Source organism: Methylocystis sp. NC52PC (assembly GCF_055698645.1).
Genome location: NZ_CP170127.1, coordinates 682,356 through 706,628, shown reverse-complemented (window position 1 = coordinate 706,628; position 24,273 = coordinate 682,356). Strand labels below are relative to the sequence as shown.

General features: G+C 66.7%; 24 protein-coding genes and 1 other RNA gene. 11 read left to right on the top strand and 14 right to left on the bottom strand.

Annotation, left to right across the window (positions count from 1 at the left end; all coding sequences use genetic code 11):
- Positions 1 to 3: 3 nt before the first annotated feature.
- The 5 genes from ACETII_RS05295 (at position 4) to ACETII_RS05275 (ending at position 4,072) form a co-directional block, all read left to right on the top strand.
- The gene (locus ACETII_RS05295) at positions 4 to 381 is read left to right on the top strand and encodes a DUF983 domain-containing protein (RefSeq protein ID WP_363349860.1); all 378 of its coding nucleotides are present in this window, start codon (positions 4 to 6) and stop codon (positions 379 to 381) included.
- Positions 378 to 1,115 (top strand): SURF1 family protein, encoded by a 738-nt coding sequence (locus ACETII_RS05290; RefSeq protein ID WP_472787376.1) that lies wholly within the window; start codon positions 378 to 380, stop codon positions 1,113 to 1,115. The genes ACETII_RS05295 and ACETII_RS05290 overlap by 4 nt, the downstream gene beginning before the upstream one ends.
- 95 nt (positions 1,116 to 1,210) lie before the next feature.
- On the top strand, positions 1,211 to 2,617 hold the full coding sequence (gene thrC / locus ACETII_RS05285) for a threonine synthase (RefSeq protein WP_363349858.1): 1,407 nt from the start codon (positions 1,211 to 1,213) through the stop codon (positions 2,615 to 2,617).
- Positions 2,618 to 2,633: 16 nt separating this feature from the next.
- Entirely contained in the window at positions 2,634 to 3,230 is a 597-nt protein-coding gene (locus ACETII_RS05280; protein ID WP_363349857.1) for a GNAT family N-acetyltransferase, read from the top strand.
- Positions 3,231 to 3,310: 80 nt separating this feature from the next.
- Positions 3,311 to 4,072, top strand: coding sequence for a WecB/TagA/CpsF family glycosyltransferase (locus tag ACETII_RS05275; RefSeq protein ID WP_472787375.1), 762 nt, complete (start codon positions 3,311 to 3,313; stop codon positions 4,070 to 4,072).
- A 22-nt stretch (positions 4,073 to 4,094) separates the two neighbouring features.
- On the opposite strand, the gene hisG is transcribed toward ACETII_RS05275, so the two are convergent.
- From hisG to ACETII_RS05255, 4 genes are all read right to left on the bottom strand, one after another.
- Complete coding sequence (gene hisG / locus ACETII_RS05270) at positions 4,095 to 5,057, bottom strand: ATP phosphoribosyltransferase (RefSeq protein WP_472787374.1); 963 nt, start codon at positions 5,055 to 5,057, stop codon at positions 4,095 to 4,097.
- Positions 5,054 to 6,205 carry an ATP phosphoribosyltransferase regulatory subunit gene (locus ACETII_RS05265; protein WP_363349853.1) on the bottom strand — a complete coding sequence of 384 codons (1,152 nt, stop codon included), beginning with the start codon at positions 6,203 to 6,205 and terminating at the stop codon, positions 5,054 to 5,056. The genes hisG and ACETII_RS05265 overlap by 4 nt, the downstream gene beginning before the upstream one ends.
- A 163-nt stretch (positions 6,206 to 6,368) precedes the next feature.
- Complete coding sequence (locus ACETII_RS05260; RefSeq protein ID WP_472787373.1) at positions 6,369 to 7,421, bottom strand: hemerythrin domain-containing protein; 1,053 nt, start codon at positions 7,419 to 7,421, stop codon at positions 6,369 to 6,371.
- A 108-nt stretch (positions 7,422 to 7,529) separates the two neighbouring features.
- Entirely contained in the window at positions 7,530 to 8,315 is a 786-nt protein-coding gene (locus ACETII_RS05255; RefSeq protein WP_472787372.1) for a bestrophin-like domain, read from the bottom strand.
- 170 nt (positions 8,316 to 8,485) lie between these two features.
- Here ACETII_RS05255 and ffs point away from each other — a divergent pair.
- The 4 genes from ffs (at position 8,486) to recR (ending at position 11,529) form a co-directional block, all read left to right on the top strand.
- Positions 8,486 to 8,582, top strand: an RNA gene (gene ffs, locus ACETII_RS05250) — signal recognition particle sRNA small type.
- 73 nt (positions 8,583 to 8,655) lie between these two features.
- Positions 8,656 to 10,503: a DNA polymerase III subunit gamma/tau gene (locus ACETII_RS05245; RefSeq protein ID WP_472787371.1), complete on the top strand. Its 1,848-nt coding sequence runs from the start codon at positions 8,656 to 8,658 to the stop codon at positions 10,501 to 10,503.
- Between the two features lie 12 nt (positions 10,504 to 10,515).
- Positions 10,516 to 10,839: a YbaB/EbfC family nucleoid-associated protein gene (locus ACETII_RS05240; RefSeq protein ID WP_363349849.1), complete on the top strand. Its 324-nt coding sequence runs from the start codon at positions 10,516 to 10,518 to the stop codon at positions 10,837 to 10,839.
- Positions 10,840 to 10,923: 84 nt separating this feature from the next.
- Entirely contained in the window at positions 10,924 to 11,529 is a 606-nt protein-coding gene (gene recR / locus ACETII_RS05235; RefSeq protein ID WP_363349848.1) for a recombination mediator RecR, read from the top strand.
- Between the two features lie 20 nt (positions 11,530 to 11,549).
- On the opposite strand, the gene ACETII_RS05230 is transcribed toward recR, so the two are convergent.
- From ACETII_RS05230 to ACETII_RS05190, 9 genes are all read right to left on the bottom strand, one after another.
- Positions 11,550 to 12,212, bottom strand: coding sequence for a DsbA family protein (locus ACETII_RS05230; RefSeq protein ID WP_363349847.1), 663 nt, complete (start codon positions 12,210 to 12,212; stop codon positions 11,550 to 11,552).
- 87 nt (positions 12,213 to 12,299) lie between these two features.
- On the bottom strand, positions 12,300 to 12,521 hold the full coding sequence (locus tag ACETII_RS05225; protein WP_363349846.1) for a hypothetical protein: 222 nt from the start codon (positions 12,519 to 12,521) through the stop codon (positions 12,300 to 12,302).
- Between the two features lie 112 nt (positions 12,522 to 12,633).
- A complete protein-coding gene (locus ACETII_RS05220; protein WP_363349845.1) occupies positions 12,634 to 13,308 on the bottom strand; it encodes an alpha/beta hydrolase in 675 nt (224 codons plus the stop codon).
- Positions 13,305 to 13,607, bottom strand: a complete 303-nt coding sequence (locus ACETII_RS05215; protein WP_363349844.1) for a hypothetical protein — start codon at positions 13,605 to 13,607, stop codon at positions 13,305 to 13,307. Before ACETII_RS05215 ends, ACETII_RS05220 begins: the two co-directional genes overlap by 4 nt.
- 517 nt (positions 13,608 to 14,124) lie before the next feature.
- Positions 14,125 to 14,415 (bottom strand): hypothetical protein, encoded by a 291-nt coding sequence (locus ACETII_RS05210; protein ID WP_363349843.1) that lies wholly within the window; start codon positions 14,413 to 14,415, stop codon positions 14,125 to 14,127.
- A gap of 105 nt (positions 14,416 to 14,520) precedes the next feature.
- The gene (locus tag ACETII_RS05205; RefSeq protein WP_472787370.1) at positions 14,521 to 16,476 is read right to left on the bottom strand and encodes an ATP-binding protein; all 1,956 of its coding nucleotides are present in this window, start codon (positions 16,474 to 16,476) and stop codon (positions 14,521 to 14,523) included.
- Positions 16,477 to 16,739: 263 nt separating this feature from the next.
- The gene (locus ACETII_RS05200; RefSeq protein ID WP_363349841.1) at positions 16,740 to 17,546 is read right to left on the bottom strand and encodes an outer membrane protein; all 807 of its coding nucleotides are present in this window, start codon (positions 17,544 to 17,546) and stop codon (positions 16,740 to 16,742) included.
- Between the two features lie 224 nt (positions 17,547 to 17,770).
- Positions 17,771 to 18,064, bottom strand: a complete 294-nt coding sequence (locus ACETII_RS05195; RefSeq protein ID WP_363349840.1) for an HdeA/HdeB family chaperone — start codon at positions 18,062 to 18,064, stop codon at positions 17,771 to 17,773.
- A 19-nt stretch (positions 18,065 to 18,083) separates the two neighbouring features.
- Complete coding sequence (locus tag ACETII_RS05190) at positions 18,084 to 18,380, bottom strand: HdeA/HdeB family chaperone (RefSeq protein WP_363349839.1); 297 nt, start codon at positions 18,378 to 18,380, stop codon at positions 18,084 to 18,086.
- Positions 18,381 to 18,618: 238 nt separating this feature from the next.
- Here ACETII_RS05190 and ACETII_RS05185 point away from each other — a divergent pair, with 238 nt between their 5' ends.
- Entirely contained in the window at positions 18,619 to 19,785 is a 1,167-nt protein-coding gene (locus tag ACETII_RS05185; protein WP_472787368.1) for an efflux RND transporter periplasmic adaptor subunit, read from the top strand.
- Between the two features lie 8 nt (positions 19,786 to 19,793).
- Positions 19,794 to 22,934, top strand: a complete 3,141-nt coding sequence (locus ACETII_RS05180) for an efflux RND transporter permease subunit (RefSeq protein WP_472787367.1) — start codon at positions 19,794 to 19,796, stop codon at positions 22,932 to 22,934.
- Here ACETII_RS05180 and ACETII_RS05175 read toward each other — a convergent pair.
- Positions 22,931 to 24,196 (bottom strand): acetyl-CoA C-acyltransferase, encoded by a 1,266-nt coding sequence (locus tag ACETII_RS05175; protein ID WP_472787366.1) that lies wholly within the window; start codon positions 24,194 to 24,196, stop codon positions 22,931 to 22,933. The genes ACETII_RS05180 and ACETII_RS05175 overlap by 4 nt on opposite strands.
- Positions 24,197 to 24,273: the final 77 nt, after the last annotated feature.

The following is a 24,273-nucleotide window of genomic DNA, read 5'->3' as shown; positions in this document are numbered from 1 at the left end:
AGAATGGCTGAAGAGCAGGTTTATCCGCCCGCGCAAATCTACATTGACGGGTTGCTCGGCAAGTGCCCCCGCTGCAGCAAGGGACATATGATCAAGGGGCTTCTGCAGGTCGCGCCGCAATGCGAGGTCTGCGGGCTCGACTTCTCCTTCGCCGACACCGGCGACGGGCCGGCGATCTTCGTGATGACCATCGCCGGCTTCATCATTGTCGGCCTCGCCTGGTACATCGAGGTTGTTTATCAGCCGTCGTACTGGATCCATGCGCTGATCTTCCTGCCGCTCTCGGTGATCGTCTGCGTCGGCCTGCTGCGCCCAACGAAGGGTCTGTTGATCGCCCTGCAATATTTCAACAAGGCGGAAGAGGGCCGGCGCGAATCATGAGGAGCGGCGCGCGGGCGCTGTGGGGACCGGCGGTCGCGACCGCGCTCGTCTTCACGCTGCTCCTCGGCCTCGGCGTCTGGCAATTGCGCCGCCTCGGGGAGAAAGAGGCGCTCATCGCCCGCGTCGAGGCGCGCGTCCATCTCGCGCCGAAGCCCGTCCCGCCGCGCAGCGAATGGGCGTCGCTTGCGCCCGCCGACTATGAATTCGCTCATGTGGCGGCCGAAGGCAGTTACCTTCCGGGGCGAGACGCGCTCGTCTTCATGAAGCCGCCGGAGGGCTTCGGCCTCGAGCCGGGCTATATGGTCGTGACGCCCTTCGCCCTCGCCTCGGGCGGCGAGATTCTCGTCGAGCGCGGTTTTATTCCGGCGTCACGGGCGAATGACGCCGCAGGGCGCGCGCCGCCGGCGGGCGACGTCACGCTCACCGGCCTTCTGCACGCCCCCCAGCGCCGCAACTTTTTTACGCCTTCGGATACGCCGGACCGCTTCACCTGGTTCACGCGCGATCCCGACGCCATCGCCGCCCGGCTGGGCCTCTCGGACGCCGCGCCCTTCACGCTGGCGCTCGAACGCCCCTCGAGTGCGGGGCCGAGCGGCTTGCCGCGCCTCGTGCCGGCGACCCCGGAATTCGCCAACAACCATTTGTCCTATGCGCTCACCTGGTTCTCGCTGGCCGTGGCGCTCGTGGTGATCTTTATGATTTTTGCCCGCGCCCGTCTGGCCCGCGACGGCTAGATCGCGCACACGCCAATGCTTGCGAGGCGCGCGAATATGCTATGAAAGGCGCCGACGCGCGTCCTCGCGTCGCCTGCCCGAATGGATCGAGACAGTTGCGTTATCTTTCGACGCGCGGAGAAGCCGCGCAGCTTGCCTTCGAGGATGTTTTGCTCGCCGGCTTGGCGACGGACGGCGGTCTTTACGCGCCGCTCGCCTATCCGCATGTCGCGCCGGGCGAGATCGCGGCGCTTGCCGGCGTTCCCTACGCCGAGGCGGCGGCGCGGCTCATCGCGCCTTTCGTGAGCGAGGCGGCGTCGGAGGCGGGGCTGCCGGGCCAGGCCGAGGCGGCCTATGCGAGCTTCCGCCACCGCGCCATCGCGCCGCTGACGCAGATCGCCGACAACCTGTTCGTCCTGGAGCTTTTCCACGGGCCGACGCTCGCCTTCAAGGATCTGGCGATGCAGCTTCTCGGCCGCATGATGAACGACCTCCTGGAAAAGCGGAATCTGCGCGCCACCATCGTCGGCGCGACCTCCGGCGACACGGGCGCCGCCGCGATCGAGGCGTTTCGCGGCCTGCCGCGCGTCGACGTCTTCATCCTCTATCCGCATGGGCGCGTCTCGGAGGTTCAGCGGCGGCAGATGACGACCGTCGCCGACGACAACGTCCACACGATTGCGCTGCAAGGGACCTTCGACGACGCGCAGAACATTCTCAAGCGGCTGTTTCGAAACAAGCCGTTCCGCGAACGGGTCGCGCTCGCCGGCGTCAATTCGATCAATTGGGCGCGCGTCGTCGCACAGATGGTCTATTATTTCACCAGCGGCGTGGCGCTCGGCGCGCCGCATCGACGCATCTCCTACGCCGTGCCCACCGGCAATTTCGGCGACGTGCTCGCCGGCTATATCGCCAAGCGCATGGGCCTGCCGGTCGACCGGCTGATCGTCGCCACCAACGCCAACGACATTCTCGCCCGCGCGCTGGCGACAGGGCGATACGAACCGCGCGGCGTGACGCCGACGCAGTCGCCCTCGATGGACATTCAGGTTTCCTCCAATTTCGAGCGCCTCCTGTTCGACGCGACGGGCCGCGACCATGCGGCGGTGCGCGCGGCCTTCGCCTCGCTCGAGCAGTCGGGCGCCTTCGAGATCCCGCCAGCGCCGCTCGAGGCCATTCGAGCCGAATTCGAGGCGCTGTCGGTCGGGGAGGCGCAGACCACGGCGGAAATCGCTCGGACATGGCGCGAAGCCGGCTATGTGCTCGATCCGCATACGGCGACGGGCGTGCGCGCGGCGCGCACACGGCTCGAAAAGGACCCCGCGACGCCGGTCGTCGCGCTCTCGACGGCGCATCCCGCGAAATTCCCGGAGGCGATCGAGCGGGCCATCGGCCACCGGCCGCGATTGCCCGAGCCGCTTGCAGCGCGCCTCGAGGCGCCGGAGCGTTTCACCGTTCTCGAAAACGACGAGGCGCGCGTCGCCGCCTTCATCGCCGAGCGCGCCCGCGCGGCGCAAATTTGAGCGTTACGGGTTGGACATGGCTCTCTTTGGCGTCATTGGCCGTCGCGACATGCCGATCCGGGGCGAGGGGGTGTATCTGCGCCCCTCGGAGATGCGCGACTATGTCGAATGGTCGACGCTGCGCGAGAAAAGCCGGGCGTTTCTCACGCCCTGGGAGCCCATCTGGCCCGCGGACGACCTCACCCGCGCCAGTTTCAGATATCGTGTGCGCCGCCACGCCGAGGAAATGGCACGCGACGAGGCCTATTCCTTCTTCGTCTTTCGGGAGGAGGACGACGCGCTCATGGGCGGCCTCTCCTTCGGCCATGTCCGCCGTGGCGTCTCGCAGGCGGCGACGCTCGGCTATTGGATGGGCGAGCCCTACGCCGGCAAGGGCTATATGACCCGCGCGGTGCGGGCGGCCTGCGCCTATGTTTTCGAGCGCCAGGGCCTGCACCGGATCGAGGCCGCCTGCCTCCCCAATAACGAGCCCTCCAAGCGTCTTCTGGAGCGGGTCGGCTTTCGGCAGGAGGGTTATGCGCGGGCCTATCTGAATATCAACGGGCAATGGCGCGACCATCTGCTGTTCGCGCTTCTGGAGTCGGACCCCATCCCACCGGGAAAACCTCGCTAACCATACCCTATTTTTATTGCTGAGTTTACGTCTCGCTTCCTGTAGCTTCGCCATATTCCGGCAGACTCGGGAAGCGCGTCGTGATCCTCGACGATATTGAGACGACTCTCGTGGGCGGCGCCGCCGTCGCCCGGCTCGATCTGATGCAGACGGCGCGGCTGATGCTCGATCTGGCGCAAGCCCCGGCGCGGCCGGAAGGGCCCTATTACTTCACCTCGGTGAATGGCGAAGTGCTGGCGCGCCGGGTCTTCGACACAGAATTCGCCCGGTTGATCGACAACGCCGACTCGATTGCCGCCGACGGCCAGCCGCTGGTCTCGGCTTCGCATCTCTTTTCGCGAAATCCGTTGCCGGAGCGGGTCGCGACAACCGACCTCTATCCGGTCGTCGCGCTGCTCGCGCAACAGACGGGCGCGAGCTTCTATCTTCTCGGCGGGAGCGAAGAGGCGAACCGCGCGGCCTTCGAGGCGACGCGGCGCGCGGCGCCCAATCTGAAAATCCTCGGCCGTTCGCACGGCTTTCTGGAAGGGCGGCGCCTCGCGGAGAAGGTCGACGAGATCAATGCGCTCGCGCCCGACATGCTTTGGCTCGCAATGGGCGTTCCGCTCGAGCAGCATTTCGTGCGCGACTATGCGCCCCGCCTGAAGAATGTGAAGATCATCAAGACGTCGGGCGGGCTGTTCGACTTCATCGGAGGGACGAAGCGGCGCGCGCCGAAATGGATGCAGCGGCGCGGGCTCGAATGGGCGTTCCGGCTCGGGCTGGAGCCGAAGCGGCTCGCCAAGCGCTATCTGACGACAAACCCCGTCGCGGCGTTCCTGTTGTTGACGCAGACGCGTTGACGAGGTTTCCCCGAAGCGGGCTTTAACTGATCCGCCCTGCGAGCCGTCCCCACAGCGCATTGCCGGCGTTGAAGACGTAATCCAGCCGTGCGCTCGTGACGCTCTGCGCGCCCTTGCCGATCAGCCAGTCGGCCAGCGCCGGCGCGTGTTTCGTCGGGCAGGCGAAGGTCGCCGTCTCGCCTTGGCGCTCGCGCAGGCGCGCGCCGAAGGTTGCTTCCGCCGCGCGCAGCGTCTCGTCGGAGAGGGGCAGGGCGGCGCGCACCTCGCGAGTCGTGCGGGCCGCCTCTTCCGCCGCGATGCGGGAGAGGATCACCCGCGCGGCTTCGCGCGCCGTCTCGCTCCAGGGCGCGGCCAGGGAGGCGACGAGATTGGCCTGGGAGCGCAAAATCACGCCGTCTTCCAGCACCTTCAGCGCATTGGCGGCGAGGGTCGCGCCGGTCGTCGTAATGTCGACGATGAGATCGGCGGAGCCCGCCGCGGGCGCCCCTTCGGTGGCCCCGGAGCTCTCGACGATGCGATAGTCGCCGACGCCGTGCTGCGCAAAGAAGCGGCGGGTCGTGTTCACATATTTCGTGGCGACGCGCAGCCCGCGCCCGTGCCGGGCGCGAAAGCCGTCGGCGATGTCGGCGAGATCGGCCATGGCCCGAACGTCGATCCAGGCCTGCGGCGCGGCGACGACGACATTGGCGTGGCCGAAGCCGAGCGGCGCGAGCAACTCGATTTTGCTGTCCGGGTCGGCGATTTCTTCGCGCACCAGATCTTCGCCGGTGATCCCGAAATGCGCCTCGCCGCGCGCCAGGCGGCTCGTGATTTCGGAGGCCGAGAGAAAAGCGACTTCGACGCCGTCCAGCCCGGCGATGGCGCCGCGATAGTCGCGGGCGCCGCGCCCCTGAGTCAGCTCGAGACCGGCGCGGGCGAAGAAGGCGTTGGCGTTTTCCTGAAGGCGGCCCTTGGAGGGCGTCGCGACGATGAGTTTTTGCGTCATGCCGCGCCCCGCGCTTCGGCGGCGCGCGCCAGCCGGTCGATCCAGACGGCGGCGCCCACGGCCGGAATGTCCGCCGTCGCGCCCAAGGTCTTGAGAAGCCGGTCGTAACGGCCGCCGCCGATGACGGGCTCGCTCGACGCCGCCTGCCGCGCCTCGAAAACGAAGCCCGAATAATAGTCGAGTTGCCGGGCGAAGCTCGCCGAGAAAACCATGGCGTCGAGATCGAGGCCGCGCGCGGCGATGAAGCTCGCGCGCGTGTCGAAGCGGTCGAGCGCTGCGGCGAGATCGAGCTTCGCGTCCTCGGCGAGGCGGCGCAAGGCCGCCGAGGCGATGTCGGGCGCGCCCTCGACGACGAAAAAGGCTTCGGCCAGCGCGCGTTTTTCCGGCGAGATTCCGGCCCCCTCCGCGAGCGTCGCCTGGTCGAGAAAGCGCTCGGCGATCTCCGCCGCGCTGCGGCCGCCGACCGCCGTAATGCCGGCGATGGAGAGAAGGTCTTCGACGAGCCGCCGCGCGTCGGCCGGATCGGCCTTGGTCAAGGCGGCGAGTACGCCGGCCTTTTCGGCGCCGTTGCGCTGCGGCGGCGTGAAAATCTGCGACAGCGACTGGCCGCGCGCATGGCCCTTCTCGACGCGACGGCGCCACACCGGCGGCAGATCGAGCCCATCGAGAAAGGCGCCGACCAATCCGGCGTCGCCGATGCGCACGGCGAGGTCGCCGGCGCCGGCGGCGCGGGCGGCGTCGAGGGCGGCGCCGAGAATTTCCGCGTCGGCCGCCTCCCGGTCTTCGCGGCCGAAACTCTCGATGCCCGCCTGAAGAAATTCGCCTTCTCCCGCCGCGCCGTGCATGGGCGCGCGAAAGATCGATCCGCCATAGGCGAAGGCGGCGGCCCGCCCGGCCTGCGGCGCGGCGAGATAGTCGAGGCAGACCGGAATCGTGTATTCCGGCCGCAGGCACAGTTCGGCGCCGGAGGCGTCGGTGGTCAGATAGAGATGGCCGCGAAAATCCTCGCCCGAGCGGTCGAGAAAGACGCCCGCCGGCTGCAGGAGTTTCGGCTCATGGCGGGTGAATCCGGCGCGCTCGAAATGCGCCAGGACGGCCGCAAGTCTGTCGGCGCCTTGTCTCTCCGGGGCTTTCTCTGCGGCGGTCACAATCTTCCTTCCGATTTTGGCGCTTTCTTTAGCAAGCGCCCGCCCCCTGCGCACCCGCTTTCCGGCGGAAAGGTGAATACCCCCGTGGATTTTTTGCCATGGCGCGAAAAAGCCGCGTCCCGGAGGACGCGGCTCGGTTTTCTAGGCGTATCTCACGGGCCCGTCAGCGCCGGTGCTCCCACCCCCGGCGGGAGGCTTCCGAATGGCCCCTGGGGTCGCCGCGCCAGCCTCGGTGCTCGGCCCCGCGCTCCTGGCCGCCGCCTCGCGCCGCGCCGCGTTCCTCACCGCGCTGTTGCCCGCGCTCCTGCCCGCGCGCCATGGCGCCCCGGTCTTCTTCGCCGCGGGCGCCGCCCCGCTCCTCTTCACGGCCGCGCGAACGGCCGCCGCCGCTTTCGCGCTCTTCCCGGCCGCGCCGCGCCGCCTGGGCGTGCCGCTCGGGCTCTCCATGCCAGCCGCGTTCGCCTTCCCGGCCGCCGCCGCGCGCAGACCGGCGCTCGTCATAGGCGCCTTCCTCGCGCTCAGCCCAGCCGCGGCCCTCTTCGCCCTCTCTCTCCCAGGTCGACCGCTCCTCCATGCCGCGGCCCCCTCGAGCGCCGCGCATGCCGCGTCCGCCGCTCGGCGGGCCCGCCCAGACTTCCTCGTCCTGGGCGAGCGTCACATGCAGCGCCTTGGGTTGCGGCAGCAGAAGCTCCTGGGAGAATTCATCCATCAGCTCCTCGCGCCGCGCCGCCATGCGCCGCCCGAGGGCGGCCGTGTCGACGCCGCCTTCCTGCGCCTTGTTGAAGATGCTTTCGGCGCTCTTTTCCTCTTCCTGGACGTGGTGGCGAACATATTCGCCGAGCACCGACACCTTCGCGTCGAACATGGGATCGGCCGTTGGGGTTCCCATGGCGATTTCCGCGATGAGAATCTTCGCCGTATCGTGCTCCACCTGCGCCTCGTCGAGGAGCGGGTCGTCGACGTGCTCGCGGCAAGCGGGGTAGAAAATCTCTTCCTCGAGCTCTGCGTGAATCGTCAGCTCGAGGCAGATCTGCTGCGCGAGCTTGGCTTTCTCGGCGCGCCGGCGCGCCTGCTCATATTTGTCGAAAAGCTGCTCGACCCGGCGGTGGTCGGACTTGAGCATTTCGATGGCGTCGGTCTTTTGCCCGCCGTCGCCATTCGACCGCTCGCCTTTGGCGGACACATTCTCTTTGTCCCATTCGCTTTGCTTCGCCATGGGGGTGCCTCGAGTCCTGCTGGGAATTGCCCCTTACAGCCGCTTCGGGCGTAACGCTGACGGCGATTGGCCTGTTCCAGACGGTTAAGGTCGCGAAAGGGCGAGAGGTCACTCCTTGGGGAGCTTTCCGAGCAGTTGCTCGAGCGAGTCGGAGCTGACCGCTTTCGGCGGCGAATAGGGTTCCACGACCGAGGCGACGAGGGAAATGGCGACGACGGCGGCGGCCCCGAAAATCGCCTGCGCCAGAAGCTGCGGCCGCGCGCGCTCGAGATGCGCCACGGCGAGGCTGACCTGAGTGATGAAGGCGATGATGATGACCGCCGCCCATTTCCGGTCGTCCGGATAGGCCGCCGCGACGGCGAGCCGCTGCTCGCGCGCCGAGCGCAGCTTCATGACCGTCTCGATCAGCACGCGCTGAAAGGCCGGCTCGATTTTGGCGCTGCTCGCGACGCGCGTCAGCGTGTTCAGCGCGCTTTCGGCCTCGGGTGATTCTTCGCCATTTTCCATGGCTTTCCATTCAAGGCCCACGACGGCCTCGACATAGTCGCGGATGGCGCGGGGCAGAGCGGCGGCGTCGACGCCGTGGTTATCGCTGAGCGCCCCGAGAGTGACGAGCTGCTCGTGCTCCTGGGCGAGCGCGCGATAAGCCATGCCGTTCACCTCCCAGACGTCATGGGACAAGAAGGTCATCAGCAGCCCGAACAGCGTCGCCGGCACGCCGACGAACGGCGGCACGACGCCTTTGAGGGTTTGCACGAAGGGGGTGACGGGCGAGGCGAAGCTGAGCCAGGCCAGAAACAGCGCGAACGCGCCGAAGGCGCCCGTCAGCGTCAACGCCATGGCCTCCGTCGACTGCGCCATCCAGAGATGAATGATGCCAATGTGTTCGAGCACGCCCGCCCTCCCGCGAATCGCCGATCGCGGCATTTGGGCGCCGAATAGCCGGCGGCGCCAGCGCTTACTCAGATCGGAGCGGGCCAGAGCGGGCCGTCCGGCTCCCATTGCTTGGCGGGGCCGCGGGGCTGCCCCTTGCATCGCGGCGCATCCTCTGCCACATAGGTCGCGGGAGGTTGGCGTTGGACGTTTCACTCGCCAACCGGGTCAGGTCCGGAAGGAAGCAGCCCTAACGAGCTTGAGCGGGTCTTCGTCCAGCCTCCTACTTTCCGACAGGCGCGCAGCGCAGGGCCTCGCCGCTTCTGCCCGCGCCTTTTGTCTTTCTGGCGGCGCGTAACGCATGGACCAGGAGCACGACCAGCCGAGGTCATCAGTCGAGGACGCCGGACCGTCGCTGTTCGGCGAGGCGGCGCCTGCGGCCGCCTATCGGGTTCTCGCGCGCAAATACCGGCCCGTGACCTTTGCGGACTTGATCGGCCAGGAGCCGATGGTGCGCACGCTCGAAAACGCCTTCGACCTCGGCCGCATCCATCAGGCCTATCTGCTGACCGGCGTGCGCGGCGTCGGCAAGACCACGACCGCCCGCATTCTCGCCCGCGCGTTCAATTACGAATTGCCGGCGACGGATGGCCGCCCGGCGATCAACCAGCCGACGATCCACATGGATGCGCTGGGGGCGCATTGCCAGGCGATCATCGATTCCCGCCACGTCGACGTCCTGGAAATGGACGCCGCCTCCCATACCGGCATCGACGACGTGCGCGAGATTATCGATAATGCGCGCTACCGGCCGGTCATGGCGCGCACCAAAGTTTATATCATCGACGAAGTGCACATGCTCTCCAAGGCCGCCTTCAACGGCCTGCTGAAGACGCTCGAGGAGCCGCCCGAGCATGTGAAATTCATCTTCGCGACGACGGAAATCGACAAGGTGCCGGTGACGGTGCGCTCGCGCTGCCAGCGTTTCGACCTGCGCCGCATCGACGCCGGCCTGCTCGCGGCGCATTTGCGCAAAATCTGCGAGAGGGAACAGGTCGCGATCGATCCCGACGCGCTCGCCATGATCGCGCGCGCCGCGGAAGGCTCGGTGCGCGATGCGCTGTCGCTCCTCGATCAGGCCATCGCCTATGGCGCGGCGCATAGCGCGAGCGGCGCGATCTCGGCCGACGATCTGCGGCTGATGCTCGGCGTCGCGGACAAGTCGCGCGTCATCGATCTCTTCGAGGCCACGATGGCGGGCGACGTGGCGACGGCGATCGCGCTGCTGGAAGATTTGTACAACGGCGGCGCCGATCCGGCGCAGGCGTTGCTCGAAATGGCGGAGTTCGCCCATCTTGCGACGCGGCTCAAGCTCGCGCCCGAAACCGCGCAATCCGCGGCGCTGACGCCCGAGGAGCAGCGGCGCGGGCGCGACGCCGCGGAGCGCCTGTCGGTCCCGGCCCTGACGCGTGCCTGGCAAATTTTGATGAAGGGCGTCGACGAATTGCGCGGCTCGCAGCGTCCGCTGCAGGCCGCCGATATGGTCCTGGTGCGGCTTGCCTATGCCGCCGATCTGCCGACGCCGGGCGAAGCCTTGAAGCAATTGGGCTTCGGCGCCCAAGGCGCGGCGCCGGCCGCCGCCGCCCGGGCGGGCCCGCCGCGCGGCGCGCCTGTGGCCACCCGCGCCGCGCCGCAGCCGCAGGCGGCAAGCGCCGCGAGGCCGGTTCTGGCGCAGGCCTCGGCAGCGCCGGCGGTCACGATCGCGAGCTTCGACGCCCTCGTCGCCCTGGCCGAGGAGAAGCGCGACATTCGCTTGAAAATCGCGCTCGAGTCGGAGGTGCGGCTGGTGCGTTTCGAGCAGGGGCGCATCGAGTTCGAGCTTGCCCCAGGGGGCGCGCGCGATCTCGCCTCGCTGCTGACGCAGAGATTGCAGCTTTGGACCAATGAACGCTGGATGGTGTCGGTCGTCGCCGCGGGCGGCGCGCCGACGCTGAAGGAGACGCGCGAGGCGGAAGAGCGGCGCGTCCGCTCGGGGCTCGAGGCCGACCCGGTGGTGGCGAGCGTGCTCGCACATTTCCCGGGGGCGCAGATCGTGGCGGTGCGCAGCCGCGACGACGCCGCCAGCCAGGCTCCCCGCCTCGCCGAGGAGGCGACCGAAGTGCGCTATGACGAGGCGCCCTATGACGACCTGGCGCCCGAGGAGGATTGAGGAGAAGCACCGATGATGGACTTTATGGGCCTGATGAAACAGGCGCAGCAATTCCAGGCCAAGATGGCCGAAGCGCAGCTCGAACTCGAAAACACCGAGGTCGAGGGCGAGGCCGGCGGCGGCCTCGTGAAAGTCAGGCTCACCGCGAAAGGCGCGCTGAAGGCGATTTCGATCGACCCGAGCCTGGTGAAGCCCGAGGAGAAGGAAATTCTCGAGGACCTTATCGTCACCGCCCATATGCAGGCCCGCACCAAGGCCGACGAGGTCATGGCGGAGAAGATGAAGGCGATGACCGGCGGGCTGCAGCTGCCGGCGGGCTTCAAGCTGCCCTTCTGATTTCCTAATCGCCGCAGGGCTATTGATTTCCTCTCTCCGCTTGCGGGGAGAGGGAGCAGGCGGCGGCCGCACCCGAATTGAAAAATGGCCGAACGCGTCGCGGGTCCTGAAATTGAACGTCTGGTGCAGCTCCTGGCGCGGCTGCCCGGACTCGGGCCGCGTTCGGCGCGCCGGGCCGTGCTGCATCTCATGCGCAAGCGCGAGGAGCTGCTCGCGCCGCTCGCCGACGCCATGCGAGTCGCGCAGGAGCGCATCGTCGCCTGCTCGGTTTGCGGCAATCTCGACACCAGCGATCCCTGCACCATTTGCCGCGACGCAAGGCGGGACGGCTCTATCCTCGTCGTCGTGGAGACAGTCGCGGATTTATGGGCGCTGGAGCGCGCCGGGCTGCTCAATGCGCGCTATCACGTGCTCGGCGGCGTATTGTCGCCGCTCGACGGCGTCGGGCCGGAGGATCTGTCGATCGCGGCGCTGATCGAGCGCGTGCGCGGCGGCGAGGTTTCCGAGATCGTCCTCGCCGTCAACGCCACCGTCGACGGACAGACGACGGCGCATTATGTCGCCGACCTGCTGGCCCCCTTCGGCGTGAAGGTGACCCGTCTGGCGCATGGCGTTCCGGTCGGCGGCGAACTCGATTATCTCGACGAGGGGACGCTGGCCGCGGCGCTGGCGCGGCGCACGGCCTTCTGATCTCCCTCATCGACTGCAGGCTACTTCGCCGGCGCCTTGGCGGCGACGATCTTGTCGAGATCGGCGACGCTGAGTTCGCCCGTATATTTCTCGCCGTTGACGAAGAAGGTCGGCGTCGAGTTCACCCCGAATTTCTCCGCGGCGCGGGCGCGCACGTCGGTGATCTTTTTATAGAGGTCCTGATCCTTGAGCACCGCCTCGAATTTCTCCTGACCAAGGCCCGCCTGCTTGAGGACATTGGCGAGCCCGTCGAGCGGCTGGTCGACAAAGGCCCAATTCTTCTGCTGGGCGAAGAGAAGGTCGACCATTGCGTCACGCTTTTCGCCCATTTCGCGCGCCAGCATGAAGGCGGCGGTCGCGAGCGGATCGAGGGGGAATTCGCGCAGGATGAATTTCACCTTGCCGGTGTCGATGTAGTTCTTTTTCAGCGTCGGATAGACGTCGCGATGGAAGGCGGCGCAATGGCTGCAGGTCATCGAGGCGTATTCGACGATGGTGACGGGCGCATTGGCGTCGCCTTCGACAATGTCGGGCAGGGCGTTGGGCGCCATCAGCTCCGTCGTCGACACCGAGCCGGAGCCCGCCTTCTCGGCCATGGCGGGCGTGAGGGCGAGAGCGAGCGCGCCGCCAGCGGCGACGGCGATCAGGCGGCGGCGGGTGATCGCGAAAAGCGGTAAGAACATATCAGGCCCATAGCTGGAATAATCGTCGAGCCGAACATAGTCGTTCGGCCCGCGATCGCAAACCCCAAAGGACGCGCAGGCCGGCGCTCAGCGCTTGCCGGTGGGGAGCCCATGCCTGGGTTGGAAAAAGTAATACACGAGCGCGATCGCCGCGAAGACGCCGCCCGCCCAGAAGACGACGTCGCCGATCTGAAGGTCCTGCATGCTGAAACTTGCAAGGCTGATGAGCAGCCCGGCGATGGCGAACCAGAGCGGCGACTGGCTGCGCTCCTCCGCCGGCTTGCGCCGGTCCGGCGTATTGTTGGACATTATTCCCTCCCCGACTCGTTTTTTGGCACGATAACCCGTCGACGGAGCCGAATGAAGGGGAGGCGGTCGAGGCCTCGTGTTCCACGGGAAGTGGATGTCCGATGTGACCGCGTCAGCCGATCAGCGCGGATTGCAGCCAGAGCGACAGATCCTGCTCGAGCTCTTCCCGGCACTGGTCGAGACCGTGCCGGCACTCGGGATAGATGATCAGCTTCTTGGGCTCCCGGGCGCGCGCGAAAATGCGGCGCGAACAGGTATCGGGAAGAATTTCATCCTCGCCGCCATGGATCAGCAGCAGCGGCTTCGGGCTCAAGGCGCCGACGACGTCCGTTCCAGCCGTCTGGCTGCTGAGCGCGGCGACCCCGATCGCCGACGCGCTGAGCACGCCGGCGTTGATGACGACCGCGCCCCCGAAGGAGTGGCCGACGAGGGCCACGCGGCGCTTGCCGGCGCATTCGAGCCAGGAGAGCCCGAGGAGCGCGTCGGCGACGCAGGCGCGCAAATCGCCCGGGCGCCGATAGTCCAACTCCAAAGAGGCGATGCCCGGCGCTTGGAAGCGGCGCGCCAGGCGCCCGTAGACGCCGCCCGCGGGCCCTCCTATCCCGCCGCCGGCGCCGAATGCCCACAATATCGCCGAGTCGCCTTCCGCCGCGTGAACGCGTCCGCGAACCGAGCCCTCGGCGCCCACGATTTCAATGCGCTCTGATTGCGCGTCGAGCGCCTGCCGACGCACCTTTTCGATTTGAGGCTCTGTCGGCGAAAAAGTCGTGCGGGCGCTCGTGGTCACGGCAGCCTCTGAGAGACCAGGACGGCCCCGGCCAGAAGGAAGAGCGCGGCGCCCGCCAACGCCTTGGGCAAGGAAACGACCGCCTCGTCGCCGGTGTCGCTTTGGCCGAGGGTCGGGGTCATCGAGACGCCGCGCGCCGCCATGTCCCGCTCTTGCTCCGATGGCGGCGCGCCCGCCGCTTCGGCGTCCGTCCCTAGGGGGGCGGCCGCAGGGTCCGGGTTCGCCACCTTGTCTCCGGCGAGGCCTCGATCGATGCGGATCCGCAACGCATCCGAGGTCGGCGCAATTTTCTCGCGCATGTGAGAAGCCTCCAGAACGCATCCAACGCGGCCTCGCGCGTTTCGTTCCTGAGGGGGCGATCGACCCCGGCGCCAATCTCCTTGGTCAGCCGCGCGACATGGCCGGCGGTTGCAGCCTCGCAGCTTGTGAACTTTGTCCGCTGCGGGCCAGGCTCGCCGGGTCTCCTTACAGAAGGAGAGGGCGCCGGGCTCGGCGCCGCATCCGCGCACGGCGACGCTCGAAAGCCCGCCTCACGCGTCACATCTCACTCATGTCGGACATACGCATGAAGGGCGGCGCCGCCTCGCCCACCAAGAGCAGGCCGCCGCTTGTGAGAGACTCGGAGTATAAACCAGTGAATCGGGCCCGCGACGAGTCTCTCATGCAGGCCCAACTCGGAGCAGCCGTTCGGCAGGCGCTGAGGGACACGCTCGCCGCGCCGCTTCCCTTCGAGGTTGCGTTCCTGCTTGATCGTCTCGCAGCGAAGGAGCGAGCCGCGGGCCGCAGCGCGTCGGATGCGCCGCGCGGCTGTCGCCTTTAATCGCCGCAGGCGTAGCTCAACTCGCTCCGGCTGATCTGGTCGGCGACCCAGTGCACGCCTCTGGCCCTGTTTGCTTCGATGAAGGCCGAAGCCCGGTTCAATTCGTCTGCGGACAGCGAGAGATTGCACATAAGCGCGACCTGTCGGCCGATTTCCGCCTTGCGCGCCGCGGGCGTCGGCCGCGACAACACAACGCTGACCGCGACAGCCGGAGAAGGCTTGGCGTCGGCCTCGACGGTGGTCATCGCCGCCGCCGCGCAGCCAGCCAAGAGGATGAGCTTTTTCATTCCAGTTCCAGACCTTGTTCTTTGCCCCTTTCGCCCGAAGGCGCAAAACACGCTGTGATTGTGACGATGATGCGGCCGCGCTGAGAAGCGAGCGAAGAAACAGGTTCAAACGTCGTTCTGCGCCGCGGCCCGCGTAACGCGCGCCGGCGAGGCGTCGGCCAGCAGTCGCCGCAAGGCCGGCAGGGTTGCGGGCTTGGTGAGCTCGGCGTCGAAACCCGCCTCGCGCGCCCGCTCTCGAATCTGGTCCGGTCCCCATCCCGTGAGCGCCACGAGTGTCGCCGCCCGTCCTTCGGGCAGGGCGCGGATGCGACGCGCGGTTTCATAGCCGTCGAGTTGCGGCATGCCGAGGTCGAGGAAGATGAGATCGGGCCGGAACTCGGCGGCCGCCGTGGTTCCCTCAGCGCCGCTATAGGCGGCGCGCACCGTGGCGCCGAAGGTCTCGAGCAGCGTCACGAGACTGTCCGCGACGTCGCGTTCGTCGTCGATTACGAGAACGCGGCGCGCACTGGTCTCGTCGAACGCTTCGCGCTTCGTCTCCGCCGTCTTGTCCGACGGCTCGCAGACGCTCAGGGGCAGACGGATCGTGAAGGCGCTTCCCGTGCCGAGGCCGTCGCTTTGCGCTTCGACGGCGCCGCCGTGCAGTTCCGCGATGCGACGCACGAGCGCAAGACCGACGCCGATGCCACCCTGGGCGCGACCGAGCGTCCGGTCGACCTGCGTGAAGAGATCGAAGACATGCGGCAGCATCTCCTTTGGGATCCCGACGCCATTGTCGCGCACGACGATAACCGCGGCGCCGTCCTTCGCCTCGGCGCTCAGCGTGATCCTCCCGCCCGGGTCAGTGTATTTCGCCGCGTTGTTGAGAAGATTGGCGAAGAGCTGGGCCAGTCGCACCGGGTCGCCGTCGACCATGAGCGGTTCCGGCGGCATGACGATGTCGAGCGTGTGTTTGCCGCGTTCAATCGACGGGCGCGCCATGTCCAGCGCATTGCGCAGCGCCTCGGCGATGTCGATGGGCTGTTTCTTGAGCTCGATCTTGCCCCTGGTGATGCGCGACACTTCCAGAAGGTCGTCGACGAGGCGGTTGAGATGCTGGGATTGGCGGTCGGCAATCTCCAGAACGGCGACATCGCGCGCCTTCCACTTCCCTTCCTCCGCATCCCTTTGGAGGACATGCACGGCGTTTCGAATGGGCGATAACGGATTGCGCAGCTCATGCGCGAGCGTCGCCAGAAACTCGTCCTTGCGCCTGTCGGACTCGCGCAATTTTTCCATAAGCTCGGAGCGGCTTCTCTCGGCGCGCACGCGTTCGGTGATGTCCGTGTGGCTGATGACGACCGCCGCGGGCGCGCAATGCGCGCGCGCCGCATGCATCAGGAACCATCGCTCCCGATCCGGCGCGTGGCACGGATACTCCATCGAGAATTCCTCGATATCGCCGCTCGATACGCGCTGTATCCCGTCCAGCGCCTCACGCGCGAAACAGTCGCCTTTCTCGGCTGCGGCGCGGCTCACGTCGAGATAATTCGCGCCGATCTCCACGGAGCCGTCATTGCCGCGGGCGAAACATTCCCAGCGGCTGTTGATCGCAAGAATTGCGCCTCCGGCGTCGATCACCGCGATCTCATGCGGCAGCGAGTCGAGCACGCCGCGCAAGAATTCCTCGCGCTTTCGGATTTTCTCTTCAGCGAGTTGACGGTTGCGCGCCTCGGCGGCCTGCACTTGCGCATCGACCGCCGCCCGGATCGCCCGAGTTCGCGCTTCGGTGAGAACGGAGATGCTGAGCCCAATGGCCGAGAAGGCGATCAGCCGCACGAGATTGTCGCTCGATAACGCCTTGAAGGCGCCCGCGGGCTCCATGAAGAAATAAACGCCTGCGACAGACGAAAGAATCGTTGCGACGACAGCCGGGCCCGAGCCGGCGAAGGCGGCGACCAGCAGCACCGCGAAGATGAAGGTCACAAAGGGCTGGTTATGCACGACGCCGTCAAGCCGGAACCTGAGCGCCGCCGCGGCGAGGACGGCGAGGAGCGCAAAAAGATAGCGACTTGACCAGTACATTTGCGCGAGCGACTCCTGCTCAGCTTTCAGACGCATTCTGATCGCAGGACTAACTCTCCACTAGAAGCGCGGACGCACATAGGCAAGCTGATGCGCGTCATTTCCGCCGGCAGAAAACAAAACCGGACTATTCTTGCAAACTACCGCGGGAAGCGAGCAGCATGTTTCAAGCGCTGCGTGCGCGCTGACGCGAAAAGGCCCGGTCCTGACGGGCCGGGCCTTTGTCGTCATCTCTGCAAGAAGGGAGGGGGGCGCCCCTTCGCTCAGTAGTTGGCGACAGCCGGAGCTGCTGCGCCCCAGTTGAAATGATAATTCACGCCGGCGCGCACCGTATTGATCTGCGGATGACGATGGTAGCCGACCTGAAAACCGAAAGGACCCGTCGAGCCGCCGCTGTTGAGGTCGGTGTAAAGATACTCCGCCTTCGCCGACCAGTTCGGCAGGAACATCCATTCGACGCCGCCGCCGGCGGTCCAGCCGGTGCGCGTGTTGTTGAAGTTGCCCGCCGAAACGCCGCCATAAGCGAAGCCGCCCGTGCCGTAGGCGAGCAGCGTCGGCGTGATCAGGAAGCCGGCGCGACCGCGGACGGTGCCAAACCAGTTCAACGCGATGCCCGAATTGCCGGCGGGCCACAAGGGCGTGAGATAGGCGCCAGGGATGATCGGATCGGGATAGACGGCGAAGTTGTTGTTGCCGCCCGAGCGCATGCTCGTGCCCTGGAAATCGGTTTCGACGCCCACGACGAAGCTTGGCCCGATCTGGTAATTATAGCCGAGCTGACCGCCGCCCACGACGCCGCCGGCGTTGCTGCCGCCATTGTTGTTGCCCGGCAAGTAGTAAATGCCGCCTGTCGCCGTGCTCACATAAGGCGTCATGGCGGAGGGATTGACGCTGTTGGCGCTCCAGCCGCCGCCGAGGTTGAGACCCGCGTAAAAGCCGGTCCACATCGGGGGCGGCGGCGGCGGGGGCACGAAGGCGGGGGCCGCTTTGCGATACGGCAGGTCGGCCGCGAAGGCGGCGCCGCTGAGCGCGGCGAGGCAGGCCGCCGTGAGAAGACCGATTTTTTTCATTACTGAACCCTTACGCTACTTCGGTTTCGGCGGTTTCAGCCGAAAGCCTTTTTTCACACTGGAGAAAACTTGACCGACGGTCGATCCAATTCGCCCCATAAGGTCAATAATCCGTCAACGGTCTTAAGACTTCGCAAACGGCGGCGCTTCGGCTATCGGCGGCGCCGGGGCGCGCCCCGCTGCCGCGCATAAAAAAGCCCGGCCAGCGGCCGGGCTTCGCGCCTTTAACGGGCGTTCTTCTGAATGGCCTGCATGAGCGGCGATTTCGGCAGCTTGCTGCAGTAGCGCTCGATCTTCTCGGTGTTGCGCTTCACGTAGCGCGTGTCGATCACCGTGAGGTTCTTCGTCGACATCCAGTAGCCGCGCATCCAATTGCCGATGAAGTTCTTGGTGTCGGGATCGTAGCCCGCGAAGTCCTTGCAGGTGATCTCGGACATGTCGATCGTGACCTGCGCGGAGGCGGGGGCGGCGATCATGAAAGCGCCGGCGACGCCGGCGAGAATGACGTTGCGGATCATGTGGCTTGCCGTCCTCTGCTTACTTCTTCTCAGTGGCGCGCTCGAGGCCCACCATCACCGACGTGTCCTTATTGGACTTGCACCAGTCCATCACGCTTGCGACGTTCTTCTGGAACAGGGCCATGTCGATGAAGCTGCGGCCGGCTCTCTGTGAGAAGAAGCCGCTCATGAAGGCGGCGAAGTCCGCCTGATCGTCCGGCGACATGGCGAGCACTTCCCCGCAGGTCACCTTCATCATGTCGATCTTCACCTGCGCCTGCGACAGCGTCGGCGCGAGCGCGCCGGCGAGCGCCAGCGCGACGATAAGTTTTTTCATCTAGCTCTCCTTAGCAATAATCCCCTGGCCGACGTGGAGCGTCGCCGCCGGCTTTCGCCGGCGACACCCCCTGCGACGGCCGCGCGGACAATGGCACAGCTGGGTAGTCAAGTCCAAGCGACGCAAGCAGCAAGCCTATCTGGCTGGCAAGTATGGACGTCGGGGGGAGACTGTCCTAGTTTCAGCCGCGCGGCCGCGTTGCAGACGCCGTTTTCCCTCTCACCCGAGATCAGAATCCATGGATTTCACGCGATTACTCGCCAATCCGCGCCGCATTTGGCTAGGCTTGGGCGGGCTCGCCGTCGCCGCCCTCGTCGCCGTCAAGCTGGCTGCGGGCGCTCAAGAGGGGGCCCCCTCGGCCCCGCCGCTCCCGAGCGTCACAGTAGCCCATCCGCTTTCCGAGACGGTTCCGCGTTGGGACGAATTTACCGGCCGATTCGCCGCCGTGCAGCGCGTGGAAGTGCGCCCGCGCGTCTCCGGCGCGGTCGAAAAGATCCATTTTACCGACGGTCAGATCGTGAAGGCGGGCGATTTGCTCTTCACCATTGATCCGCGCCCCTATCAGATCGCGGTCGACAGCGCCCGCGCCGACGTCGCGCGCATGCAGGCGCAGACCACCATGCTGTCGAGAGACGCCGCACGCGGCGAATCGCTCGTTGGCGGCGGCGCCATCACCCGGCGCGACATGGACCAGCGGCGCGGCGGCTCCGACTCCGCCCGCGCCCAGCTCCTGGGCGCCGAGGCGTCGCTGCACAACGCCGAACTCAATCTCGAATGGACGCAGGTGCGGGCGCCGATCGCGGGCCGCGTCTCCGACCGGCGCATCGACATCGGCAATCTGGTGCAGGCGGGAGCAACCCTGCTCACGACCATCGTGACGCTCGATCCGATCTATTTCGAGTTCGACGTCTCGGAATCGGATTTTCTGCATTACGCGCGCAGCGGCGCGGGCCACCAGAAGGCGGGGCAGACGCCGGCCTACATCAGGCTCGCCGACGAGACCGAGTGGAAGCGCAAGGGGACAATCGACTTTCTGGACAATCAGCTCAACGTCCATTCCGGCACGATCCGCGCCCGCGCGGTGATCCCCAACAAGGATCTGTTCCTCACTCCCGGCGCCTTCGGCCGGGCGCGGCTCAATGGCGGCGACGCGTCGGCGCTGCTCATCCCCGACGCGGCGGTCGCCTCGGACCAGACGAGCAAGGTCGTGATGGCGGTGACGCCGGATCACAAGGTCGTCGCCAAGCCGGTCACGCTCGGGCCCCTTCATAAGGGATTGCGCGTCGTGCTCGCTGGCCTCGACCGCGACGATCTCGTCATCACCGCGGGCCTCGCCAATCCCATGGTGCGGCCGGGCGCGACGGTCGCGCCGAGCGAAGCCGCAATCGTCCCGCTGGGGAATTAGCAAAACACATGCGCTTTCCGCACTTCTTCATCGAACGGCCGATCTTCGCCGCCGTCCTCTCCATGCTGCTCACCATCGCCGGCCTCATCGCCGCGCGGACTCTGCCCGTGTCGGAATATCCCGACATCGCGCCGCCGACGGTGGCGATTACCGCGACCTATCCGGGCGCGTCGGCCGAGGTGATCGCCCAGACCGTCGCCTCGCCGATCGAGCAGGAGGTCAACGGCGTCGACGACATGCTCTATATCGCCTCGCAATCGACAGGCGACGGGCTGTTGACGATCAATGTGGTGTTCAAGACCGGCGTAAATATCGATCTGGCGCAGGTTCTGGTGCAAAACCGGGTGGCGATCGCGACGCCGCGCCTGCCGGAGGAGGTGCAGCGCTTCGGCGTCGTCGTCAAGAAAGCTTCGCCCGATCTGATGATGGTCGTGCATCTGCGCTCGCCCGACGGTTCGCGCACGCAGCAATACATTTCAAATTATGCGACGCTCTATGTGCGCGACGTGCTGGCGCGCCTCGAGGGCGTGGGCGACGTCCGGGTTTTCGGCGCGCGCGACTATTCGATGCGCGTCTGGCTCGACCCCGACAAGATCGCCGCGCGCGGCATGACGGCGGGCGAAGTCGTCATGGCCCTGCGGGCCGCCAATCTGCAGGTCGCGGCGGGCGCCATCAACCAGCCGCCGGCGGCGTCTCCGGGCGCCTTTCAGCTCTCCGTGCGCACGCTCGGGCGCCTCTCCGAGCCCGCCCAATTCGCCGACATTGTGCTGCGCTCCGACGCGGAGGGGCAAGTGCGCCTGCGCGACGTGGCGCGCGTCGAGATCGGCGCGCAGGATTATACTGTCAACGCCTATCTCGATCGCGATCCGGCGACGGCCATCGCGATCTTCCAGAAGCCCGGCTCCAATGCGCTCGCCACCTCCGAGGCGGTGGAGGCGGCGATGGTCGAGGCGAAGAATCAGTTCCCGGCCGGAATCGACTATTCAATCGTCTACAACCCGACGGAGTTCATCCAGCAATCCGTCGATCAGGTCGTGCGCACGCTCGTCGAGGCGATTCTGCTGGTTGTCGTCGTCGTCATCCTGTTCCTGCAGACCTGGCGCGCCGCGATCATTCCGGTGGCGGCCATTCCGGTCTCGCTCATCGGCAGCTTCGCGGTGATGAAGCTCGTCGGCCTCACCTTCAATACGCTGTCGCTCTTCGGCCTCGTGCTCGCGATCGGCATCGTCGTCGACGACGCGATCGTCGTCGTCGAAAACGTCGAGCGCTATCTCGACCATGGCATGACGCCGAAGGAGGCTGCGCACAAGACGATGGACGAGGTCGGGGGCGCGCTCATCGCCATTGCGCTCGTGCTTTGCGCGGTCTTCATCCCGGTCGCTTATATCACCGGCCTCCAGGGCGCCTTTTATAAGCAGTTCGCCATCACCATCGCCTCGGCGACGCTCATCTCGGCCTTCGTCTCGCTGACGCTGTCGCCGGCGCTCGCCGCCATTCTGCTGAAGCCGAGGGGCGCGGAAAAGGAGCCCGAAGGCCGGCTCCTCACGCTCCTCCACGCCTTTTTCGCGCGGTTCAACGCGCTTTTCGAGAAAATGTCGGAACGCTACGGCGTGCTGACGGCGCGGCTCGTGCGCGTGGGGCTCGCGTCGCTCATCGTCTATGCCGGCCTGATCGGCGTCGCGCTGGAGCTCCTGCGGCGTACGCCGACGGGACTGGTTCCGACGCTCGACCGCGGCTATCTCATCGCCGCCTTCCAATTGCCGCCCGGCGCCTCTCTCGAGCGCACCGACGCCGTCATGCGGCAGGCGAGCGACATGATCCTCCAGCGGCCTGGCGTGCAGTCGAGCGTGGTGTTCACGGGGTTCGACGGCGCCACCTTCACCAACGCCCCGAATTCCGGCGTCATCTTCGTCACGCTGAAATCCTTCGCGGAGCGGCACAAGCAGGGGCTCACGGCGATTGGCATCCGCGACGATTTGCGCACGGCCTTGTCGCCGATCAAGGAAGCTTTCGTCTTCGTGCTGGAGCCGCCCGCCGTCCCCGGCATCGGCACTGGCGGCGGCCTGAAGGGCTATGTGCAGGATCGCGGCGGCATGGGGCTGCCGGCGCTCGAAGGCGCGACATGGGCGCTCGCCGGCCCCGCCATGCATCTGCCCGGCGTGGCGCAGGCCTTCACGCTGTTCAATACGCGCACGCCGCAGATCTTCGCCGACATCGACCGCACCAAGGCGGAGATGATCGGCGTGCCGATCTCGCGCGTCTTCGAGACCATGTCGGTCTATCTCGGCTCCGTCTTCGTCAACGACTTCAATATTCTTGGCCGCACCTACCGGGTCATGGCGCAGGCGGATAATCCGCACCGCCTCACGCTGCGCGACATCTCCGAACTCAAGACGCGCAGCGCAACGGGCGAGATGACGCCACTCGGCGCCATCGCCAACTTTCAGGACACGACCGGCGCCTTCCGCGTGCCGCGTTACAATCTCTATCCCGCCGCGGAAGTGCAGGTGAATCTCGATCGCGGCGTGTCTTCGGGACAGGGCATCGCGATGATCGAAGCGCTCGCCAAGCAGAGCTTGCCGCAGGGCTTCGGCTTCGAATGGACGGAGATCGCGCTCCAGGAAAAGCTCGCCGGCAATACCGCGGCGCTCGCCTTCGGTCTCGCCGTCGTCTTCGTCTTCCTGCTGCTCGCGGCGCTTTACGAAAGCCTCGTGCTGCCGCTCGCAGTCATTCTTATCGTGCCGATGTGCGTGCTCGCGGCCATGGGCGGCGTCGCATTGCGTGGGTTGGACCGGAACATTCTCGTCGAGATCGGCCTCGTCGTGCTGATCGGCCTCGCCGCCAAGAATGCGATCCTCATCGTCGAATTCGCGCGCCAGGGCGAGGACGAGGGCAAGGACCGTTTCGCGGCGGCGATCGAGGCGGCGCGCACGCGTCTGCGGCCGATCCTGATGACGTCGCTCGCCTTCATCCTCGGCGTGTTGCCGCTCGTCGTGTCGCATGGCGCCGGCGCCGAAATGCGGCAGTCGCTCGGCGTCGCTGTGTTCAGCGGCATGATCGGCGTCACTTTGTTCGGCCTGTTGTTCACGCCGATCTTCTATGTGCTGTCGCGCGCGCTCGCGATGCGGGCGCGGGGGCGCGGGCCTTAGTTCTCGAGAAGCGCGACGGTTCCCTGTCCGCCGTCGGCGCAAATGCTGACGATGGCGCGCGCGCCGGGCCCCATGGCGGCGAGTTCCTTGACCGCCTGGCTGAGAATGCGCGCGCCCGTGGCCGCGAACGGATGGCCGAGCGCAACGCTGCCGCCGTTGGGATTGATGCGTTCGCGCGGGAAACGTCCGAGGTCCGTATCGATCCCGGCCTTCTCCTTCAAATAGGCGCGATCCTCGAGCGCCTTGATGTGACAAAGGACCTGCGCCGCGAAGGCTTCATGAATTTCCCACAGCGCGATGTCCTCATAACGCAGGCCGCGCCGCGCCAGGAGACGCGGGATCGCGAGCGCCGGGGCCATCAGCAGGCCCTCGTGGAAAATATCGACCGCGGCCATTTCGTAATCGACAAGCTTCGTGCGGGGGACAGAGTCCGGCAGCCGGGCGAGCCCTTCGCGCGTGGCGACCCAAATGGCCGCCGCGCCGTCGGTCAGGGGCGAACTGTTGCCGGCGGTGAGCGTGCCGCGCCCGCTCGTGCGGTCGAAGGCGGGCTTGAGTTTGGAGAGCTTTTCCAGCGAGGAGTCGCGCCGCGGAAAGGCGTCTTTCAACACGCCGTCGAGCGGGATAATCAATTCGTCGAAAAAGCCTGCGTCCTGCGCGGCGACGGCGTTGCGGTGGCTTTGAAGCGCCAGCTCGTCTTGTTCCGCGCGGCCGATCGCCCAATGTTTCGCCATCTCCTCCGTGTGCTCGCCCATGCTGCGGCCAGTGATGCGATTGGCGACCTGCGGCACATGCAGTCTGATGTCTTTGGGGCTCAGCGTTCGAATAAGCTCGAGCCGGTCGCGCCAGCCGCGGCGCGCAAAGCGGCGCAAGAAGACCGACAGCGCCTGGCCGAGCCCGAACTGAATGCGGCTCATGCTCTCGACGCCGCCGACCATGGCGAGCGACGGACCGCCGGCGCGCAACATGCCCGCGGCCTCGAAGACGCCGACCATGCTGGTGCTGCATTGCATGATCGTCGTGAAGGAGGGCGCGTGCGGATCAAGTCCGGCCTCTAACCAGACGTCGCGGGAAAGATTGGCGAAGCCGAGCGTCAGCGCGACGGAGCCCCAGACGCCGAAATCGATTGATCCTCTGGCCTGCGCCTTCATCGCGGCGGCGACAGGCGCAGATAATTCGAGGGCGTTGCGTTCGGCGAAAGCGCCGTCCACGGCGGCGAAAGGCGTTCGCAGCCCGGCTGCCAGCCAGATCTCGTCGGAAAACATCTCGAGCCTCGCTTTCTACTCACGCCCGAATTTGCGCGTCCGAGATCGCCGCGTCGAGCGCCGCTTGGCGTCGAAGG

Bases quoted from the DNA above. Each gene is read 5' to 3' on its own strand.
- recR (WP_363349848.1), top strand. From the start codon at position 10,924: ATGGCCGAACGCGTCGCGGGTCCTGAAATTGAACGTCTGGTGCAGCTC.
- ACETII_RS05200 (WP_363349841.1), bottom strand. From the start codon at position 17,546: ATGAAAAAAATCGGTCTTCTCACGGCGGCCTGCCTCGCCGCGCTCAGC.
- ACETII_RS05195 (WP_363349840.1), bottom strand. From the start codon at position 18,064: ATGATCCGCAACGTCATTCTCGCCGGCGTCGCCGGCGCTTTCATGATC.
- ACETII_RS05180 (WP_472787367.1), top strand. From the start codon at position 19,794: ATGCGCTTTCCGCACTTCTTCATCGAACGGCCGATCTTCGCCGCCGTC.
- ACETII_RS05245 (WP_472787371.1), top strand. From the start codon at position 8,656: ATGGACCAGGAGCACGACCAGCCGAGGTCATCAGTCGAGGACGCCGGA.
- ACETII_RS05280 (WP_363349857.1), top strand. From the start codon at position 2,634: ATGGCTCTCTTTGGCGTCATTGGCCGTCGCGACATGCCGATCCGGGGC.
- ACETII_RS05295 (WP_363349860.1), top strand. From the start codon at position 4: ATGGCTGAAGAGCAGGTTTATCCGCCCGCGCAAATCTACATTGACGGG.
- ACETII_RS05215 (WP_363349844.1), bottom strand. From the start codon at position 13,607: ATGCGCGAGAAAATTGCGCCGACCTCGGATGCGTTGCGGATCCGCATC.
- ACETII_RS05185 (WP_472787368.1), top strand. From the start codon at position 18,619: ATGGATTTCACGCGATTACTCGCCAATCCGCGCCGCATTTGGCTAGGC.
- ACETII_RS05175 (WP_472787366.1), bottom strand. From the start codon at position 24,196: ATGTTTTCCGACGAGATCTGGCTGGCAGCCGGGCTGCGAACGCCTTTC.
- hisG (WP_472787374.1), bottom strand. From the start codon at position 5,057: ATGACGCAAAAACTCATCGTCGCGACGCCCTCCAAGGGCCGCCTTCAG.
- ACETII_RS05260 (WP_472787373.1), bottom strand. From the start codon at position 7,421: ATGGCGAAGCAAAGCGAATGGGACAAAGAGAATGTGTCCGCCAAAGGC.
- ACETII_RS05190 (WP_363349839.1), bottom strand. From the start codon at position 18,380: ATGAAAAAACTTATCGTCGCGCTGGCGCTCGCCGGCGCGCTCGCGCCG.
- ACETII_RS05225 (WP_363349846.1), bottom strand. From the start codon at position 12,521: ATGTCCAACAATACGCCGGACCGGCGCAAGCCGGCGGAGGAGCGCAGC.
- ACETII_RS05290 (WP_472787376.1), top strand. From the start codon at position 378: ATGAGGAGCGGCGCGCGGGCGCTGTGGGGACCGGCGGTCGCGACCGCG.
- ACETII_RS05205 (WP_472787370.1), bottom strand. From the start codon at position 16,476: ATGTACTGGTCAAGTCGCTATCTTTTTGCGCTCCTCGCCGTCCTCGCC.
- ACETII_RS05210 (WP_363349843.1), bottom strand. From the start codon at position 14,415: ATGAAAAAGCTCATCCTCTTGGCTGGCTGCGCGGCGGCGGCGATGACC.
- ACETII_RS05230 (WP_363349847.1), bottom strand. From the start codon at position 12,212: ATGTTCTTACCGCTTTTCGCGATCACCCGCCGCCGCCTGATCGCCGTC.
- ACETII_RS05240 (WP_363349849.1), top strand. From the start codon at position 10,516: ATGATGGACTTTATGGGCCTGATGAAACAGGCGCAGCAATTCCAGGCC.